Source organism: Paludibacterium sp. (assembly GCF_019232825.1).
Taxonomy (GTDB): Bacteria; Pseudomonadota; Gammaproteobacteria; order Burkholderiales; family Chromobacteriaceae; genus Paludibacterium.
Genome location: NZ_JAFAND010000141.1, coordinates 1 through 19167, shown reverse-complemented (window position 1 = coordinate 19167; position 19167 = coordinate 1). Strand labels below are relative to the sequence as shown.

Sequence of the window (19167 nt, the reverse complement as noted above, 5' to 3'; positions counted from 1 at the left end):
GCTTTCCTTTCTTATGCTGTCGAGCAGCTTTTTTCTTGCAGTTTCTATTTCACCCTTTGTACGACTTAGCGCACTTCCACAACAATATCCTTACTAAAGACTTTTTCGCAATACTTACATTTCATTTTTGTGTCATGGCCGTGGGCTTTTACGTAGAAAAAGCTCTGAACTGGCTCATTATGTGAAATGCAATTGGAGTTAGGGCAGGCAAAAATGCCCAGAATCGTCTCCGGAAGCTCAAGTTGATGCTTTTTTACGACCTCGAAGTTTTCGATGACGTTCACTGTCGCTTTGGGGGCAAACAGTGCCAGTTCATTGGCCTGATCCTCGGTCAGGGCAATGTTTTCCACCTTGATCAGGTCTTTGCTGCCCATGTGGCGCGATGACAGATTGAGCCCCACGGTAACGCGTTCTCCGGTCTCCGCCAAACGGAACAGACGCAGGATCTTCATCCCCTGGCCTGCCGGGATATGGTCAATAACGGTGCCCTCCTTCAGGGCTTCTACGGTGCGGGTGTATTGCATGATCTATCCTTGTGCGTTCTATCAGACGGTTTCGTTGAGAACCAGCGCCAACAGGGCCTCACGGGCATAGACACCGTTTTCCGCCTGCTCGAAATAGTAGGCGTGCGGCGTGGCGTCAACGTCGACGTCGATTTCATCGACGCGCGGCAGCGGATGCAGGATCTTCATGTTGTCGCGCGCGTGGCGCAGCATCTCGGCGCGCAAAACGAACTTGCCCTGGATCTTCTTGAATTCGGCCTCATCGAAACGCTCGCGTTGCACCCGGGTCATGTACAGCACGTCAATCTCGGGGATCACCTCCTCCAGGCTGGCGGCCAGCGTGTAGGAAATGCCTCTTTCGTCCAACTCCTCGCAAATGTAATCGGGCATGGCGAGGGCTTCCGGCGCCACGAAATAGAACCGGCAGTTGAACAACGACAGTGCCTGGGTCAGCGAATGCACGGTGCGTCCGTACTTCAAGTCGCCGACGAATGCCACCGCGAGCTCCTGCAGCGTGCCCTGCGTTTCCTTGATGGTGAACAGATCTAGCAGGGTCTGCGTCGGATGCTGGTTGGCGCCATCGCCGCCGTTGATTACCGGCACCGAGGAAAATTCGCTCGCCAGTCGCGCCGCCCCCTCGCGCGGATGCCGCATCACCACCGCGTCGGTATAAGACGCGATGATCTTGATCGAATCGGCCAGGGTTTCGCCCTTGCGCGCCGAGGTGTTGCCCCCGTCGGCGAAGCCGATCACCCGACCGCCCAGCCGTTGCACGGCGGTTTCAAACGACAGTCGCGTCCGAGTCGAGGGCTCGAAAAAACAACTGGCGATCAGTTTGTCCTTCAACAGGTCATGACGCGGTTCTGCCTTGAGACGCGCAGCGGTTTCCACGACGAGCTCCAGTTCTTCACGGCTAAAGTCAGGAATGGAAATGATATTTTTCCGGTAAAGCGGATTGGCCATGGTCGTGTATCCTTGTTTTATTTGTAATTTCTTTAGATAAAAAAAAAGCTCCTGAGACAGGAGCTTTTTCAAAAACGGGTTTCCCGAAAAGGATGCCGGACCTGGGCCCCAGAAAACTGGGTACCGCGGCGTCGATTGGCTTGGCTGCTAATCGCTTGCATATTACATCCCTTCCGAACAAACTTTCAGATTATAACCGCATTTTCTGTCATTCAGGAAGCCCCGGCCAAAAGAAAAGCGCAGCGGATTCCGCTGCGCTGACCCTGCTCGGCCTCACCGTCAAAGCTTGAAGTTGCCGACCAACCGCTCCAGACTGGCAGCCAGTTCGCGCAGCTTCTGCACCGAGCCTGAGACCTCGTGCACCACTTGTCCGTTGGATTGCGCCATTGAACTGATCCGTTCGACGTTTTGGGCAATTTCGCTGCTGGCATGCGATTGCTCGCGCGTCGAGGCGGCAATATCGTCGATACTGGCCGCCAGGCGCTGGCTGCACTGCAGCACGCTACGCATGGCGTCATTGGCGTCTTGCGCCACCTTGACGCTCATATCGACCCGCTCGCGCGTGCCCGATACGTCGTTCACGGCATCGCGCGTTTCCGTGCCGATGGTGGTCACGATGCGGGAAATCTCGATCGTGGCTTCGGCCGAGCGGCCGGCAAGCTTGCGTACCTCATCCGCCACCACGGCAAAGCCCCGGCCCATTTCGCCGGCGCGCGCCGCCTCGATGGCCGCGTTCAACGCCAGAAGATTGGTCTGATCGGCAATCTCCTTGATCACGTTGATGATCGAGGTGACTTCCTCCGAACGGGCGCCCAGATTGTTGATGCGTTCGGTCAGCGCATGCATGCTCTCGTTCATCTTGAGAATTTCGCCGGTCACTTGGCTCACCGTCGTTACGCTGTGCTCGGTCAATTCGCTGGTCTGGTGCGCCAGGTTTTCCGCCTCTTTCGCGGTGTCGGCGATGTGATGCACACTGACGGTCACCTGCTCGACCCCAGCCGCGGTGGCGCTGGCGGCATCGGATTGCACGGATGAGGCTTGTTCCACCTGCTCGGCCGAATCGGCCAGCTGGCTCGCGGCCTGGCTGACCGCCAGACTCTGGTTGCGAAGATCGCTGAACATCTCGGAGAGCGAATGCATGAACTGGTTGAACGCCGCGGCGGAGCGGCCGATCTCGTCATTGTTGCTGATGTCGATGCGCACGCTGAGATCGCCCTTGCCCGATGCCAACTGCTCCATGTTGGCCGCCATGCGGTCAAGCGGCCGGGTCATCGCGCGGGTGACGCCCGCGAGCAAAAGGAGAATGGCGACTAAGGCGACAATGCCGATACCGGCGGCCAACAGGCTCTGATGCAATGCCGGCGCGGTGATGGCCGAAGTGGGCACGCTGATGCCGAGCGCCCAGAACTGTCCCGTTTCCCCTACTTTCACCGGCTGGAAGAAATGCGTGAAACCATCGGCTTCATAGACAAACGGCTCTCCGCTCTTGATCTTGTCGAGATAGCCGAACAGGGGGTTGTCCTTCTCGACATTCTTGCCCAGCACATCGGCCTTGGGATTCACCACGTACAATCCGCCTTCCGAAACCATGCGCACGTAACCGGTATCGTAGGGGTGGATTTGACTGAAGCGCTTTTGCAGGTCGCCTAGCGCCACATCGGTGGCCGATACGCCAAGGAATTTGCCGTTGGCGTCCTTGATGGCCACCGCCAGCGAACTCTCCAGCACTTTGACGTTCTGTACTTCGTATGGATAGGGCTCGGTGATGGTGTCGCGGTTGCGGGTTTTCGGCACGAAATAGAAATCGCCCCAACCGGACTTCTCGTACGGCGCGGGATAGCTGTCCGGATTATTTTTGTATTTGGCCATGTCCTTGAGCAGGTCGGGCGACAGCATGGTGTCGATCTGAGCCTTGCCCTGCGCATTACGGGTAAAGTAAGGCTCATAACGCCCGGTCAAATCCTCGTACGGCGCATTGAAGCGGAACGCCTTATCGTTGCCGTCGAAAGCATTTGGCTCCCACAGCATCCACAAGCCAACCGACTGCGGCGCGTTGTCGAGCAATTCAAGATGAATGTTGTCCAGCACCTTGCGGTCCGGCGCGCCACCGCGCTTGATCCCGGCCACGAGCTGCGCCAGATGCTTGGGCAAAGCGAAACCGACGCGGAAATCCGCTTCGGCCGAATCGGCCAGGTTGCGCGCTTGGGCTTGCGCCAACTGATAGCCCATATCCGCCGCATTGCGATAGCCGAGCCAGGAAATCAGCCCAACCATGATGATTAACGACGCCGCAACCGCCAAACCAGCCACGACGGTAATTCGTGTGCTGAGATGGCCCCATTTCTTGTCTGACATGGTGTTCCCCTTGATTTTTTATTAGCGTGCATTTAGAAAAATATGTTGTCCGCATCTTTTGCGCCAGCATAATTTCTCTTGTACCGCCAAGGTAAGGGAACCGGCAGCACCCATGGGATGTTTACGCGATCGTCAGGGTTTCCAGCCGTGCTAGGACCTGTCCGCACATTTCCTCGCAGAGGGTCCTTAGCTGCCCGCAGGGAACGCCGGCAGGCTTGCCTTCCGGCATGCCGGGTATCGGCGAAGAGATGGAGGGCGCGATGCAACAGGCGCCGCAGCCGGCACGGCAAGTTTTACCATTTAATTCATTCATTTGTGTTATCACGCCAACCCGCTAAACTTCACATTGAATTACAAATTACCGCTATGATGTCCGAGCAACTTCACTTGCCACATCGACAAGATGATTAAATGTATCAATATTTCCGAACTCAAAGTCGGAATGTACATTCATGATCTCAACTGCGATTGGATGTCACATCCGTTTCTTCGCAACCGTTTTGTCGTGTCCCATGAGCACGAAATCCAGAAAATAGCCGAGTCGGGCATCCATGAGGTATACATCGATACCGACAAAGGCTTGGATGTCGTGCACGCGCCAACCTTGCAAGAGGTAAAGGCGCAGCTGGAAAGTGAGATGCGGGAAATTGGCGCCGAAAAAGCGCCGGCAGTCGGCAAACATGTCAGCGCCCATGAAGAGTTCGGCCACGCACAACTGGTGCATGAAGAAGCCAATTTGATCGTGCACGGTATTTTGCACGACGTCCGTCTGGGTAAACAGGTGGATCTGCAACAGATCACGCCTTCGGTCGAGCGCATGACCTCGTCGATACTACGCAACAATGGCGCTTTGTTGGCCTTGTGCCGTATCAAGGACAAGGATAACTACACGTTTCAACACTCCGTCAGCGTCGGCGCCCTGATGGTGACGTTCTGCAACGCCATGCACATGGACAAGGATGTCATCCACCAAGCCGGCATCGGCGGCATGTTGCACGACATCGGCAAGATGAAGATCCCGGATGAAATTCTCAATAAGCCCGACCGGCTAACCGAACGCGAATTCGGCATCATGAAATGCCATGTCATCGAGAGCAAAGCCATTCTTTCGCAGGCGCACGGTATTTCGAAAACGTCGATCGACGTCGCCGCGCAGCACCATGAGCGCCACGATGGCAGCGGCTATCCCGCAGGGCTGAAAGGACACGAGATATCGCAGCTCGGGCAGATGGCCGCCATCGTCGATGTCTACGACGCCCTCACCTCTGATCGCTGCTATCACAAGGGCATGCCGCCCACCGACGCGTTACGGAAAATTTATGAATGGTCGAAATTTCACTTCAACCCCGAGTTGGTCCAAGCCTTCATGCGCACCATCGGTATCTACCCGGTGGGCACATTGGTCCGGTTGGAAAGCGGCAGGCTGGGCGTCGTCGTCGAGCAAAACGAGAAGAACCTCATCTTGCCGAAAGTGAAGGTATTTTTCAGTCTGAAGAGCAATACCCATATTCCCCCTGAGATTGTCGACCTTTCGCGCGGCATGGGGCATGGCGGCGCGGATAAGATTTTGCGGCACGAATCGCCGGAGCGGCTGCACCTCGATCCGCTCAAATTCATGTAGCCGGGTACTTGACGGCATTTTTCGCCATCTTGTCGATCACCGCTTGGTTCAAATCGATATCCATCACGTGAGCCAAGCGCACCAGATACAGCAGAACATCCGCCACTTCTTCCTGCAGATGCTGATAGCGCGCCGGATCATCTTGCCGCATGGCCGTCACCTGATCATCGTTCAACCACTGGAAAATTTCGGCTAATTCACCGACCTCGCCGGTCAGCGCCAGCATCAGATTGCGCGCGGTGTGATAGGGTTGCCAGCCGCGGTCGTCGGCAAAACGCTGCAGCGCGTCGATCAAACCGTCCGCTTCGATCAAATGGGGTGGGTTCATGGTGTTTCACGTGAAACACCCCGTGCCGCCCTTTGACGACACGGGGATAGGATCGATTAAATCAAACCTTCGTCTTTGAGAACTTGTTGAACGGCGGGCCGTTCAGCCACGCGCTTCTGATACGCCTGCAACACCGGCCACGGCTCCAGCGAAAGTTTCAGATGCGGCACCCAGTTCAAACAAGTGAACAAATACGCGTCGGCAACGCTGAATTCCCCCATCAGGTAGGGTTTATCGGCCAGCTTGCTGGCCAGAAAATCCATGCGCTTGTTCACACGCTCGGTCAAGATCTTACGCGTGTCGTCGGCCACATTGGGAACGAACAGCAAACCGAAGCCCTTGTGAATTTCGCTGGCGACATAGTTCAACCACTCTTGCAGCCGATAGCGGGCCATACTGCCTTGCGCCGGCGCTAATTGCTTAGCGGGTGCTTGATCGGCCAGATACTGCACGATGACCGCCCCTTCCGTCAGCAGTTCGCCATTGTCCAGTACCAGTGCCGGCACGCTGCCCTTCGGGTTGATGTCGCTAAACGTCTTGCCGCTCTCCGTCACATGCGGCATGGCGCGCAGGTCGACCTTTTCCGCTTGATAGGTCATGCCCAATTCGGCCATCACGATGTGCGGCGAAAGCGAACATGCGCCGGGCGAGTAATACAGTTTCATTTGGTTCTCCCGAAAGTGATCACACCTTGTCGTACAGTTTAGACCCCGAAGCCATGAATTGGATGGCTTTGTCCTGCATGCCCTGCTCGAGCGCCTGTTCAGAGCTGATGCCTTGACGTTCGGCGTAAGCGCGCACGTCCTGCGTGATTTTCATCGAACAGAATTGCGGGCCGCACATCGAGCAGAAGTGAGCGACTTTGGCGCTGTCCTTGGGCAAAGTCTGGTCATGGAACGACCGCGCGCGGTCCGGATCCAGACCCAGGTTGAACTGGTCTTCCCAACGGAATTCGAACCGTGCTTTTGACAAGGCGTTATCGCGAATTTGCGCCCCCGGGTGACCTTTGGCCAAATCGGCCGCGTGCGCGGCCAGCTTATACGTGATGATACCTTCCTTGACATCGTGACGATCCGGCAGGCCCAGATGCTCCTTAGGCGTCACGTAGCACAGCATGGCCGTGCCATACCAGCCGATCTGTGCGGCGCCGATCGCCGAAGTGATGTGGTCGTAGCCTGGCGCGATGTCGGTGGTCAATGGGCCCAGCGTGTAAAACGGCGCTTCATGGCACCATTCCAACTCCTTGTCCATGTTCTCCTTGATCAGCTGCATCGGCACGTGGCCCGGGCCTTCGATCATCACTTGCACATCGTGTCGCCAGGCGATTTGCGTCAGTTCGCCCAGCGTTTTCAGTTCAGCCAACTGTGCCGCGTCGTTGGCATCGAACACCGAGCCGGGCCGCAGTCCATCGCCGAGCGAAATCGCCACATCGTATTGTTTTAGGATCTGACAAAGCTCGTCGAAGTGGGTATAGAGGAAATTTTCCTGATGATGCGCGAGGCACCACTTGGCCATGATCGAACCGCCGCGCGACACGATGCCGGTCATCCGGTTGGCGGTGAGCGGCACATAACGCAGTAGTACGCCGGCGTGCAGGGTGAAATAGTCGACCCCTTGCTCCGCCTGCTCGATCAGCGTGTCGCGCACGACCTCCCAGCTCAGGTCCTCCGCTTTACCATTCACTTTTTCCAGCGCTTGGTAGATCGGCACCGTGCCGACCGGCACCGGGCTATTGCGCAGAATCCATTCCCGCGTCTCGTGAATGTTCTTCCCTGTGGACAGATCCATGATGGTATCGGCGCCCCAGCGAATACCCCAGGTCATTTTATCGACCTCGTCGTGGATCGAGGACGACAAGGCGCTGTTGCCGATATTGCCATTGATCTTCACCAGAAAGTTGCGGCCGATGATCATCGGTTCGCTTTCCGGATGGTTGATGTTGGCTGGAATGATCGCCCGGCCGGCGGCGACTTCACCGCGGACGAATTCAGCCGTAATGCGCTCGGGTAAACGCGCGCCGAATCCTTGGCCTGCATGTTGACGGGACAACAAATCCAACATGCGCTGCCCCCCCGACTCACGCAGCGTTTGCAAATAATGATCGCGATGGAGATTTTCGCGAATAGCGACAAATTCCATTTCCGGCGTAATGATGCCTTGGCGCGCGTAATGCATTTGCGTTACGTTGCCGCCCGTTCGCGCACGTAACGGGGTGCGCTTCAAATTGAAGCGCAAGGCGTCTAGCGATGGATCATCGGCGCGCAGGCGACTATAGGCGCTGCCCAATTCGCTGACCGTCTCACTGTCCTGCCGTTCGTCGATCCATGCGGCGCGCAGCGGCGGCAGGCCATTTTCCAGGTTGATCTGACATGCTGGATCGGTATACGGCCCGCTGGCGTCGTAGACGTAAATCGGCGGATTCTTTTCGCCGCCGAACTGCGTCGGCGTATCCGCTTGTGAAATTTCCCGCATCGGTACCCGTAAGTCGGGACGGCTGCCGGCAACATAGACTTTCCGAGAGTTGGGAAATGGCTGAACAGTAGCTTGGTCTAGTTCGATGCGGGGTTCGGGTGAGGTTGACGCGTTCATCATGCCCTCCTAGGCGATGAAACGGCGTGGGGCATGAAATGCTACGAATAGCACCGCTTCCCTACGCCGGGATTAACCGGATCAGGTTCGAAGGGTATTTCTCACCCGCACTGTTGTCTGAAAACGAAAAACAGAAACGGGACCCCTAGCGATGCTGTGAAGGTAAGGCAAATATGGGATAATCGCAAGTTATTGTCATAAAGCTGCGGAGTATGGTGAATGGATTTCGAACAAGCGCGCTTCAATATGGTCGAGCAACAGATCCGTCCCTGGGAAGTATTGGACCCGGCTATTCTCGATTTGCTGTTTCACGTGAAACGCGAAGATTTCGTGGCGGAACAACAACGCGCGTTAGCCTTCACCGACGTGGAACTGCCATTGCCTAACGGCGGCCGCATGCTGCAGCCCAAACAAGAAGCGCGCATGGTGCAGGATTTGTCGCTTCAACCGGGCGACAAGGTCCTCGAGGTCGGCACCGGCAGCGGCTACGTCACCGCGTTACTGGCCAAACTGACCGAGCACGTCTACAGCGTCGAATGCCATGCGACGCTGTTGCACACGGCGACGGACCGTCTGCGCCATGCCGGGATTGGCAACGTAACGCTGATCGAAGGCAACGGCTTGCTCGGTTTGGAAAAGCACGCGCCTTTCGATGCCATTTTCGTCGGCGGTTCGGTACCGGTCGTGCCGGAAACGCTAAAGCAGCAGTTGGCCATCGGTGGCCGTATGATCGTCACCGTCGGTGACGAGCCGGTGATGACCGTGCGCCTGATCCACCGCATCAGCGAAAACGATTTTTCGGAAAGCAAGCTGTACGAAACGGTTATTTCCCGTCTGAGCGGCAGCGACGCGCTGGAACCGGAACGGTTCGTCTTCTGATGACGCCGGAAATTTCCGTTCAGGCGCTATCCGATTTGCTGGCGGACCCCGCGGCGGCGCCTTTCCTGCTCGACGTGCGCGAACCCTGGGAATGGGATTTGGCTCACATAGACGGCTCGGTGCTGCTGCCGATGCAGCTGATTCCCTTGCGGCACAACACGCTGCCGGATGATCGACTCATCGTCACCATATGCCATCATGGGATGCGCAGCTTGCAGGTATGTCATTTCTTGCAGCAAGCCGGCTTCGACCAAGTCGTCAGCCTGCGCGGCGGTATCGATGCCTGGTCGCAAACCATCGACCCTGCCCTTCCGCGTTATTGATCACTAGACGCCCTCGTCGACCGGCGAGGGCGTATCGCCGGACGTTTGACACCATGCCTCCGTATACCTTTCTCGACCTCGCATTGCAGTCCGTACACCCCGACTGGCAACCTATTCTGGATAGTCCGTCCATGCGCCGGGCACTGCAGACCATCGATGCCCAACTGCATGAACGTCGTGCAAGCGGTGAAATCATCTACCCGCCCCGTCCTGCCATTTTCCATGCGCTGCAATATTGCGCGCCACGTGATGTGCGGGTGGTGATTCTCGGCCAGGACCCCTACCATGGCGCCGGCGAAGCGATGGGGCTGTCGTTTTCCGTTCCGCCCGGCGTGCGCGTCCCGCCATCGCTGCGCAATATCTATAAGGAACTCGCAAGCGACACCGGCGCCACGCCGCCGTTGCATGGGGATCTGACCCATTGGGCGCGCCAAGGGGTGCTATTACTCAATAGCGTGCTGACCGTCGCCGCCGATCGCGCAGGCAGCCATGCCAAACTGGGGTGGCAGGCCGTCAGCAATGCCCTGATAGACAGCGTCAACACCACCGCCGCGGGATGCGTTTTTCTACTATGGGGCAATTGGGCACGCAGCAATGCCGACAAGATCGACCGGCGGCGCCATCTCGTGCTGGAAGCCGCGCATCCTTCCCCGCTATCGGCCAGCCGCGGCTTTCTGCACTGCGGCCATTTTTCCAAAGCCAACGATTGGCTGCAGCAGCATGGCCACGCGCCCGTTCGGTGGACAGAACCGCGATGAGAGGAGATCGGCCGCAAGGCCGTTCCATCGGAAGCAAATCTATCGCTTCCCTCCGGCATCGCCTTGCCCTATCCTAGGGCTTCACTCACAACATACCCAAGGGCCGTGGACATACTGATATTGCTGTTGCTGGTCTTATTCAACGCCATTTTTGCCATGTCGGAATTGGCATTGGTCTCTTCCCGCAAAGTCCGGTTGCAGCAATGGGCAGAAGAAGGAAACAAGGGCGCGCGCTCGGCATTGGCCTTAGTTGAAGATCCCACACGATTCCTTTCCACCGTTCAAATCGGCATTACCTTCATCAGCATCACGTCCGGCGTCTATGCGGAAGCGTCGATCGCCAATGATGTTCATGCATGGCTGGCTCCCTATACGCTGCTGGCACCGCTGAGCAAGCCCCTGGCCGATGTGTTGGTCGTGTTCTTCGTCACGATGCTGTCGCTGATTCTGGGCGAACTGGTGCCAAAGCGGCTGGCCATGCACAACCCTGAACTCGTCGCCAGCACCATGGCGCGCCCCATGCGACTGCTCTCCATGTTGACCGCGCCATTGGTTCGCGTGCTCAGTGCCAGCACCGACGGCGTGCTGCGCTTGATCGGCGCCAAGAAGAGCCAGGAACCGTCGATCACCGAGGAAGAAATTCGCGTGTTGATCGAACAGGGCGCGGATGAAGGCGTATTCGATCGCACCGAGCAGGAACTGGTGGAAAACATCTTCCGTCTGGATGATCGCAAAGTGGCCTCGATCATGACGCCACGCAAGGATATCGTTTCCGTCGACCTGGAAGAGCCGCAGCAAGAAAATTTTGCGTTATTGAAAGAAAGCCCCTACTCGCGTTTCCCTGTTTGCAAAGGCGGCATGGAACACATCGTCGGCATTCTCGAATCCAAACGCATGCTCGATCAGTTGCTCGGTGGCGGGAAAGTCGATTTCCCCGCCGATCTGACGCCGCCATTGTATGTGCCGGCATCCGTCTCGCTGATGCAGTTGCTGGAACAATTCAAGATCGCGCGCACCCATATCGCCCTAGTGGTGGACGAATATGGAGAACTGGAAGGGCTCGTCACCATGAATGACGTGCTCGAAGCGATTGTCGGCGATCTGCCGGCCACCGACCAAGAAGACGACAGCATCGTTCAGCGCGATGAAAACAGCTGGCTGATGGATGGCACGGTGACGCTGGATGAGTTCAGAGAGTTTTTCGACATCGACCACGACGAGCATCTGCCGGGAGAGGAAACCGGCAACATCCACACGTTGGGCGGCATTATGATGTTCCAGCTTGGCCGCGTTCCGATGGTAACCGATCGCATTGAATGCCTGGATTTCAACTTCGAGGTGGTCGACATGGACAAGACCCGGGTCGACAAGATCATGGTGACGCGAACACCCGTCGCGCCCGATGTCGCGCGCCAAGATAACTAAAAACGACAAACCGCCGGGCAAACCCGGCGGTTTGTCAGGCTGTTGATTTAGTGGTTTGCAGCGGTTACGGAGGACCCGGCACAGCCGGGCCTTAGTGGCAACTGACTGATTTCGCAGCCTGATCATCGATTCCCACTCCCCCCGCCCTCTCCCTGAGAGGGCGCTCGCTTCGCGAGCATGGGTTTGTCGACACCCTCCCCCTTTTTCTTTTGCTATTTAACCGGCAGCCAAAACGTGAAGATCGTGCGACCGTCGCCGGAAGCGGCCTGGATGCCCCCCCGGTGAGCCTGCAGAATCGACTTCGTGATGGCGAGTCCAAGCCCGGAACCCTCGGTCTTTTCGTGCTTGGCCAGTTCGCCGCGATAGAAGCGGTCGAACAGCCGCTCAAGATGCCGGGCCTCGATAGTCGGTCCGGTATTGCTGATGCTAAACCGCGCCAAGCGGTCGGCATCGCGCGACAAGACAATCTCGATCTGTCCGTCCGGCGGCGTGTGGCGCACGGCGTTGGAGACCAAATTGCCGATCGCGCGACGCATCATCAGCCGGTCGCCGCTCGTCTCGGCATCCCCTGTCAGCCGCACCGTGATGCGGGCCTCCTCGATCAACGCCTCGTAAAAATCGAGCACATGGCGCGTCTCTTCGTGCAGCTTGATCGGCTCCCGCTTGGGCACCACCAGATCGTTGCTGGCCTTGGCCAGGAACAACATGTCCGAGATCATGCCCGAGAGCTGCTCCAACGCCTCGATATTGGAGGCCAGCACATCCTGATAGTCATCGGCGCTGCGCGGCTTGCTGAGCATCACCTGATTCTGCGTCAGCAGACGGTTGACCGGCGTGCGCAATTCATGGGCGATGTCCGACGAGAAATCGGTCAACTTCTTGAACGACCCCTCCAGACGCGCCAGCATCACGTTCAAGCCGGTCACCACGCCAGCCAACTCCACCGGCATTGCCGCCTCCGGCAAACGGTCATTCAGATTGTTGATCGTGATCTGCGCCGTGCGCTTACGGATGTCGCTTAACGGCGCCAACCCTCGATGGGTCGCCCACCAGCCCAATAGGCCGCTGACGACGGCGGCCAAGCCGATCACCAGCCACAAAGCCAAACGGAACGACGTCATGAAATGTTGGTGCATGCCCAGGTCAACCGCGGCGAACACGGTGCCGCCCGTCCAGGCGCGGCCCTGCGCCGGCAATGGCTGGGCATGCCCGCGCCATACCCGGCCATCCGCGTCCGGCCAGGCGGGCAAGCGCGCTGTGTCCGCGCGGGCGTGGGCCAGCCAATCCGCCGACAAACGGATGCCGGGCGACACATAGACCGGCTGCCACTGCGAAGAAAACAGCACCACGGCAACGTCGCGCTGCCCCGCCATGAGTTCGTCCAGCCGGTCTTGCAGCAAGCGGGGGGACGCGTTGGGAGACGTGGTCGTCAGCACATGGCGCACCAGTTGCGTCGCGCTGTCCAGACGCAGACCGTCGAGGCTCGCAAAATGCCGCTCGACGAGCGGCGTCAACAGCAACCCCATGGCGAACAACACCCCGGTCGATACCAGCGAGAACAGCAGCGTCAGCCGCAGCGTAATGGAAGGCCGCCCGGGCATCTCAGTCTCCTGCCTCGATCACGTAGCCCATGCCACGCACCGTTCGGATCAACTTCGGCGTGAACCTGTCGTCGATCTTGGCCCGCAGCCGCCGCACCGCCACCTCGATCACATTGGTGTCGCTATCGAAGTTCATATCCCACACTTGCGACGCGATCAGACTTCTCGGCAGCACCTCGCCCTGGCGTCGCATCAACAGTTCCAGCAGCATGAATTCCTTCGCGGTCAGATCGATGCGTTCGCCGGCGCGCGTCACCCGGCGGCGCAGCAGATCCAGCGCCAAGTCCGCCACCTGCAGCACCTCGGCCTCCTTGACCACGCTGCCACGCCGCAACAGGGTGCGGATACGCGCCAGCAGCTCGGCGAAGGCGAACGGCTTGACCAAATAATCGTCCGCGCCCAGCTCCAGCCCCTTGACCCGCTCGTCCACCGTGTCGCGCGCGGTCAGAAACAAGACCGGCAGTTGCTTGCCGGCGCCGCGCAGCATTTTGAGCACGTCCCAGCCGTCCATGCCGGGCAAGCTGACGTCGAGAATCGTCAGGTCGTACGCTTCCGACAGGGCAAAATGCAGGCCATCCAAGCCATCGCGCGCCAGGTCCACCACGAACCCCGCCTCCGACAACCCCTGCTTCAGGTAATCCCCGGTTTTCGGCTCGTCTTCCACCACCAGGATCTTCATCGATCCATCCCTTTTCTCTTTCGCTGCAGTTGCCCATCATTGTGCCGCAATTCAGTCGGCGCTTCTCAAGCTGACAGAAATGTAATCTTCCGGTCAGTTTCCCGTCGGCGACGACCCGCCAAACTCCTCGCAAACTTCACCTATCGAGGATGGGAAATGAAAACGCCCAGCGCAATCCTCCTGATGGCGAGTGGCGTGTTGTCGCTCACCCTACAGGCCCAGGCCGCGCCGCTCTCATTGCAGGACATGACCACGCTTGCCGTGGCGCGCGCGCCGCAAGTGCGCGCCCTGCAAATGGGCAGCCAAGCGCAAACGGAAGAAGCCCACGCCAGCGGCGAATGGCCGGACCCTAAAATCAAGATCGGCGAGGAAAAACTGCCGGTCAGCGATTTTCGCGCCACCGACCAGACCATGGACGTCATCGGCGTGGCGCAAATGATCCCCGGCGGCAATAAGCTGCCCTTGGCCGTGGCGGCAAGCCGGCTCAACGCCGAGAAGATGCAGGCCGATGCGTCCCTGACCCGCCTGTCGATCCGGCGCGACGCCGCACTCGCCTGGCTGGACGCGGTGTACGCCCGCGCGCAAATCCGGCTCTTGGCGCAGCAATTGCACACTCAAGAACGCCAAGCCCAAGCGCAGCGGCTGGCGTTGGCGCATGGGCAAGGCAGCCTGGCCGGCGCGGCGGCGGCCGACCGGGCCCGGCTGCTGCTGGCCGACCGTATCGCGCAGGTGCAAACCGACCAGCGCAAAGCGGACGCGCAGGTCGTGCGCTGGGTCGGCCTTGCTGATCTGCCGGACACGCTGCCCGAGCTTGATGCGCCGCCGCCGCTGGCCGAGCTCGACGAGCGCTTGGAACGTCATCCGGCCATCTTGGTGCGCGGCAAGGAAACCGACCTGGCGACCAACGCCTTGCAACAAGCGCGCGAAGCCAAAGTGCCGGACTGGGAGTTCGAGCTTTCATACGGCCGCGCACGCACGCCGGGCATGCCCAACACCTTGACCGCCATGGTCAGCTTCAATCTCCCCATCCGGCCCGGCGCGCGGCAAGACCGCTTGGCGGCGGCCAGAAACCTCGACCTGGAGGCCGCTGCAGCAACGCGCGACGCCGAACTGCAAAGCCTGCGGGCGGAACTGGCCGCCGACTACGCCGATTGGCTCGGCCTGGACGGCAGGCTAAATCAGCTCGCCACCACCTTGCCGCAACGCGCCGGCCATCTGTTGGCCAGCAATATCGCCGGTTACGCCAATGGCAGCGCCACCTTCGACCAAGTGAGCGACGCGCGGCAAAGCGCCATCGACGATGCCTTAAAGCTGCTCGAACTGCGCTACCAGCGCGACCGCGCGCGCCTCGCGCTGGATTACTTCGTCCCCGCCGACCGCTGACCTTCAAGGACCCGATCATGAACAAGACAACGCTTGCCGCCGCGCTGACCGCGCTGGTGGTCGCCGGCGGCGGCCTCGCCGCCTGGTTGTTGTACCCCGCTGCGGCGACGGCCGCCGACGGCAGCCGCAAGGTGCTGTACTGGTACGATCCGATGAACCCCGCCAAGCACTACGACCATGAAGGCGTCTCGCCCGACATGGGCATGAAATTGGTTCCGAAATACGACGGCGCCACGGCGATGCCGGCCAAGGGGCAGCGGCGCATCGCCTACTGGACCGATCCGATGCAGCCGGGCTCTCGCTACGACAAACCCGGCAAATCGCCGTTGATGGACATGGACCTGGTGCCGGTCTATGCCCAGGACAACACCCAACCGGGCGCCATCGCCGTGGCGCCGGACACGTTGCAACACACCGCCGTGCGCTATGCCACGGTACAACGCGGCGCGCTCGACGACGCCCTGACCGTGGTCGGCACCGTCAAGGCCGACGACCGGCGCGTGGCAACCGCCATCAGCAAAGTCGGCGGCTGGGTCACCGCCATGCCGGCGCACGCGGCGTTCGACGCCGTCGCGGCCGGGTCTCTGCTCGCCACCATCGCCTCGCCCGAAGGCCGGCAAATGGCGGCCGAATACGCCATCGCCCAGGGCGACCCGGCGCTGCGCAATGCCGCACGGCAACGCCTCGCCACCTGGGGCGTGTCGCCGGGCGGCGCGGTCGCCGTCACCGCCCCCCAAGGCGGCTTCATCACCGAGGTTCTGGTCCATCCCGGCGCCAAGGTCGATCCGGGACAGCCGATCATGACCATCACCAATCTCGACCGCGTCTGGGTGGTGGGTGAACTATTGGAAAACGACGCCAACCGCGTCAAGCCAGGCGACGCCGTGACCATCACCCTGCCGGCCGCGCCGGGCGAGGCCCTGCACGGTAAAGTCGAATCGGTGCTGCCGCAGCTGGCTGGCGACAGCCGCACCCTGCCGCTGCGCGTCAGCATGGCCAACCCGGGACACCGTCTGCGCCCCGGGATGCTGGCCAGTCTCACGCTCTCCGCCGGCGTTCGCCCGCATCTGTTGGTGCCGAGCGAAGCCGTCATCCGCACCGGCCGGCGCAATCTGGTCGTGCTCGCGCAAGGAGACGGCCAATTCGTCCCGGTGGCGGTGGTCACCGGCCGCGAAGCCGGCGGACGCACCGAGATCTTAAGTGGACTGACTGCCGGCCAGCGCATCGTCGCGTCCAGTCAATTCCTGCTCGACTCGGAAAGCAACCTGCAGCATGGCCTCGACACCCTCAATCCGCCGAACCAGTCGGGAGACCGGTCATGATCGCAAAACTGATCCAATGGTCGGTCAGAAACCGGCTCATGGTGCTGTTGATGGCGCTGGTGCTGCTCGGTTGGGGCCTCTGGGCGGTCCGCACCATGCCGCTGGACGCCTTGCCCGACTTGTCCGACGTTCAGGTCATCATCAAGACCAGCGCGCCCGGCCGCGCGCCACGGGTCATCGAGGACCAGATCACCTACCCGCTGACCACCACGATGATGTCGGTACCGGGCGCCAAGGCCGTGCGCGGTTTCTCCTTTTTCGGCGATTCCTACGTCTACGTGCTGTTCGACGACGGCACCGACCTCTATTGGGCACGCTCGCGCGTGCTGGAATATCTGAACCAGGCGGCGGCAAAACTGCCGCCCGACGTCAAGCCGCAAATCGGCCCGGACGCCACCGGCGTAGGCTGGATCTACCAATACGCACTGGTCGACCGCAGCGGCCGACACGACCTGGCCCAGCTGCGCTCGCTACAGGACTGGTTCTTGAAATACGAGCTGCGCAGCGTGCCCGGCGTGGCAGAAGTGGCCACCGTGGGCGGCATGGTGCGCGAATACCAGGTGGTCTTGCAGCCCGATCGGCTGCGCGCTTATCGCATCGGCCTGCCGATGGTCGCGGACGCCTTGCGCAAAGCCAACAACGAGGCCGGCGGTTCCGTGGTCGAAATGGGCGAAGCCGAATACATGGTGCGCGCCAGCGGCTATCTAAAGTCCGCCGACGACATCCGCCACATCGTGCTGCAAAGCACGCCGGGCGCCACGCCTATTCTGCTTTCCGACGTGGCCGACGTTCAGGTCGGACCGGAAATGCGCCGCGGCATCGAAGAGATGAACGGCAACGGCGAAACGGTTGGCGGCGTCATCATCCTGCGTGCCGGCAACAACGCCGACGGCACCATTCGGCTGGTCAAGGAACGGCTCGACACACTGAAAAAGAGCCTGCCGCCCGGGGTGGACATCGTGCCGGTCTATGACCGCTCGCGCCTGATCGAGAGCGCGGTCGACAACCTGTCGCACAAGCTGATCGAAGAATTCGTCACCGTCGCCATCGTCTGCCTGCTGTTCCTGTTTCACATGCGCTCAAGCCTAGTGTCGATTCTGTCGCTGCCGCTGGGGGTGCTCACCGCGTTCATCGTCATGCGCTACCAGGGCATCAACGCCAATATCATGTCGCTCGGCGGCATCGCCATCGCCATCGGCGCCATGGTCGACGGCGCGGTGGTCATGACCGAGAACGCGCACAAACATCTGGAAGCCTGGAAGGAACAGCACGGTCATCGCGCGCCCGACGCGGCGTCCCACCTGCAATTGATGTCCCGCGCGGCGGTCGAGGTCGGCCCCGCATTGTTTTTCAGCCTGTTGATCATCACCGTCAGCTTCGTGCCCATCTTCACGTTGCAGGCGCAGGAAGGGCGGCTGTTCTCGCCGCTGGCGTTCACCAAGACCTACGCGATGGCCGCCGCCGCCGGACTGTCGGTGACCTTGGTGCCGGTGCTGATGACATTCTTCATCCGCGGCAACATCCGCAACGAACAGCAAAACCCGCTCAACCGCGTCCTGACCCGGCTCTACCGTCCGGCGATCGACTGGGTGCTGCGCCATCCTCTGCCGACGCTCGCGCTCGCCGCCGCCATGCTGGCCCTCACCGCCTGGCCGGTGCGTCGGCTCGGCAGCGAGTTCCTGCCGCCGCTGGACGAAGGCGACCTGCTGTACATGCCGACGGCCCAACCTGGACTATCGGCCGCCAAAGCGCGCGAATTGCTGCAAATCACCGACCGGCTGATCGCCAGCGTGCCCGAAGTGGCGCGCGTCACCGGCAAGGCCGGCCGTGCCGAAAGCGCGACCGATCCCGCGCCGCTGGAAATGTTCGAGACCGCCATCTCGCTCAAGCCGCGCGATCAATGGCGCCCCGGCATGACCACCGACAAGCTGATCGCCGCGCTGGACGGCAAGGTGCATATCGCCGGCTTGTCCAACGTCTGGGTGCAGCCGATCCGCAACCGCATCGACATGTTGGCCACCGGCATCAAAACGCCGGTCGGCATTAAGGTCTCGGGGCCGGATCTGGGACAAATCCAGCGTCTGGCGCAACAAATCGAGGCTGCGGTCAAAACCGTGCCCGGCACCCGTTCGGCCAGCGCCGAGCGCTTGGGCAGCGGTCACTATATCGACGTCGACATCGACCGCGCCGCCGCCGCCCGCTATGGGCTGACCATCGACGATATCCAGCAGACCGTCTCGTTGGGCATCGGCGGCGACCAAGTCGGGGAAACCATCGAAGGACTGGAGCGCTACCCGATCGGCCTGCGCTTCCCGCGCGAGCTGCGCGACAACCTGGACGCCATCAAGGCGCTGCCGATCGTCACCGCCGGCGGCGCCAGCGTGCCGCTGTCCATGGTGGCCGACATCCGCATCGACGACGGACCGGCCATGGTGCGC

At 60.3% G+C, this 19167-nt stretch carries 16 protein-coding genes and 1 riboswitch; of the genes, 8 read left to right on the top strand and 8 right to left on the bottom strand.

The window, feature by feature from the left end; all coding sequences use genetic code 11:
- Positions 1–65: 65 nt before the first annotated feature.
- The 3 genes from pyrI to JOZ06_RS18740 all read right to left on the bottom strand — a co-directional run bounded on the left by pyrI (position 66) and on the right by JOZ06_RS18740 (position 3821).
- Entirely contained in the window at positions 66–524 is a 459-nt protein-coding gene (pyrI, locus tag JOZ06_RS18750) for an aspartate carbamoyltransferase regulatory subunit (RefSeq protein ID WP_293235226.1), read from the bottom strand.
- A 21-nt stretch (positions 525–545) separates the two neighbouring features.
- A complete protein-coding gene (pyrB, locus tag JOZ06_RS18745) occupies positions 546–1466 on the bottom strand; it encodes an aspartate carbamoyltransferase (protein WP_293235225.1) in 921 nt (306 codons plus the stop codon).
- 279 nt (positions 1467–1745) lie between these two features.
- Positions 1746–3821, bottom strand: a complete 2076-nt coding sequence (locus JOZ06_RS18740) for a methyl-accepting chemotaxis protein (protein ID WP_293235224.1) — start codon at positions 3819–3821, stop codon at positions 1746–1748.
- Between the two features lie 403 nt (positions 3822–4224).
- Here JOZ06_RS18740 and JOZ06_RS18735 point away from each other — a divergent pair, with 403 nt between their 5' ends.
- A complete protein-coding gene (locus JOZ06_RS18735) occupies positions 4225–5442 on the top strand; it encodes an HD-GYP domain-containing protein (RefSeq protein ID WP_293235223.1) in 1218 nt (405 codons plus the stop codon).
- Here the strand turns inward: JOZ06_RS18735 and JOZ06_RS18730 are convergent.
- Genes JOZ06_RS18730 through thiC form a run of 3 tightly spaced genes read right to left on the bottom strand, consistent with a single transcriptional unit; the run spans position 5435 to position 8359 of the window.
- Complete coding sequence (locus JOZ06_RS18730) at positions 5435–5770, bottom strand: nucleotide pyrophosphohydrolase (protein WP_293235222.1); 336 nt, start codon at positions 5768–5770, stop codon at positions 5435–5437. The two genes, JOZ06_RS18735 and JOZ06_RS18730, sit on opposite strands and share 8 nt — an antisense overlap.
- A gap of 56 nt (positions 5771–5826) precedes the next feature.
- Positions 5827–6435, bottom strand: a complete 609-nt coding sequence (gene gstA, locus JOZ06_RS18725) for a glutathione transferase GstA (protein WP_293235221.1) — start codon at positions 6433–6435, stop codon at positions 5827–5829.
- 19 nt (positions 6436–6454) lie between these two features.
- Positions 6455–8359 carry a phosphomethylpyrimidine synthase ThiC gene (thiC, locus tag JOZ06_RS18720; protein WP_293235245.1) on the bottom strand — a complete coding sequence of 635 codons (1905 nt, stop codon included), beginning with the start codon at positions 8357–8359 and terminating at the stop codon, positions 6455–6457.
- A gap of 41 nt (positions 8360–8400) precedes the next feature.
- A riboswitch (TPP riboswitch) is annotated at positions 8401–8516 on the bottom strand.
- A 62-nt stretch (positions 8517–8578) separates the two neighbouring features.
- Between thiC and JOZ06_RS18715 the strand changes: the two genes are divergently transcribed.
- The 4 genes from JOZ06_RS18715 (at position 8579) to JOZ06_RS18700 (ending at position 11744) form a co-directional block, all read left to right on the top strand.
- A complete protein-coding gene (locus tag JOZ06_RS18715; RefSeq protein WP_293235220.1) occupies positions 8579–9238 on the top strand; it encodes a protein-L-isoaspartate O-methyltransferase in 660 nt (219 codons plus the stop codon).
- Positions 9238–9561, top strand: coding sequence for a rhodanese-like domain-containing protein (locus JOZ06_RS18710; RefSeq protein WP_293235219.1), 324 nt, complete (start codon positions 9238–9240; stop codon positions 9559–9561). Before JOZ06_RS18715 ends, JOZ06_RS18710 begins: the two co-directional genes overlap by 1 nt.
- A 53-nt stretch (positions 9562–9614) precedes the next feature.
- On the top strand, positions 9615–10319 hold the full coding sequence (gene ung, locus JOZ06_RS18705) for a uracil-DNA glycosylase (RefSeq protein ID WP_293235218.1): 705 nt from the start codon (positions 9615–9617) through the stop codon (positions 10317–10319).
- Between the two features lie 105 nt (positions 10320–10424).
- Positions 10425–11744: a hemolysin family protein gene (locus JOZ06_RS18700; RefSeq protein ID WP_293235217.1), complete on the top strand. Its 1320-nt coding sequence runs from the start codon at positions 10425–10427 to the stop codon at positions 11742–11744.
- A gap of 212 nt (positions 11745–11956) precedes the next feature.
- Here JOZ06_RS18700 and JOZ06_RS18695 read toward each other — a convergent pair whose 3' ends face one another.
- Entirely contained in the window at positions 11957–13345 is a 1389-nt protein-coding gene (locus JOZ06_RS18695; protein ID WP_293235216.1) for a heavy metal sensor histidine kinase, read from the bottom strand.
- 1 nt (position 13346) lies between these two features.
- On the bottom strand, positions 13347–14024 hold the full coding sequence (locus JOZ06_RS18690; RefSeq protein ID WP_293235215.1) for a heavy metal response regulator transcription factor: 678 nt from the start codon (positions 14022–14024) through the stop codon (positions 13347–13349).
- Positions 14025–14180: 156 nt separating this feature from the next.
- On the opposite strand from JOZ06_RS18690, the gene JOZ06_RS18685 reads away from it, so the two are divergent.
- The 3 genes from JOZ06_RS18685 to JOZ06_RS18675 all read left to right on the top strand — a co-directional run.
- A complete protein-coding gene (locus tag JOZ06_RS18685; protein ID WP_293235214.1) occupies positions 14181–15407 on the top strand; it encodes a TolC family protein in 1227 nt (408 codons plus the stop codon).
- A 17-nt stretch (positions 15408–15424) separates the two neighbouring features.
- Positions 15425–16729 (top strand): efflux RND transporter periplasmic adaptor subunit, encoded by a 1305-nt coding sequence (locus JOZ06_RS18680; RefSeq protein ID WP_293235213.1) that lies wholly within the window; start codon positions 15425–15427, stop codon positions 16727–16729.
- Positions 16726–19167, top strand: a 2442-nt coding sequence (locus JOZ06_RS18675; protein ID WP_293235212.1) for a CusA/CzcA family heavy metal efflux RND transporter, incomplete at its 3' end; no start/stop codon positions are given. The genes JOZ06_RS18680 and JOZ06_RS18675, both read left to right, overlap by 4 nt.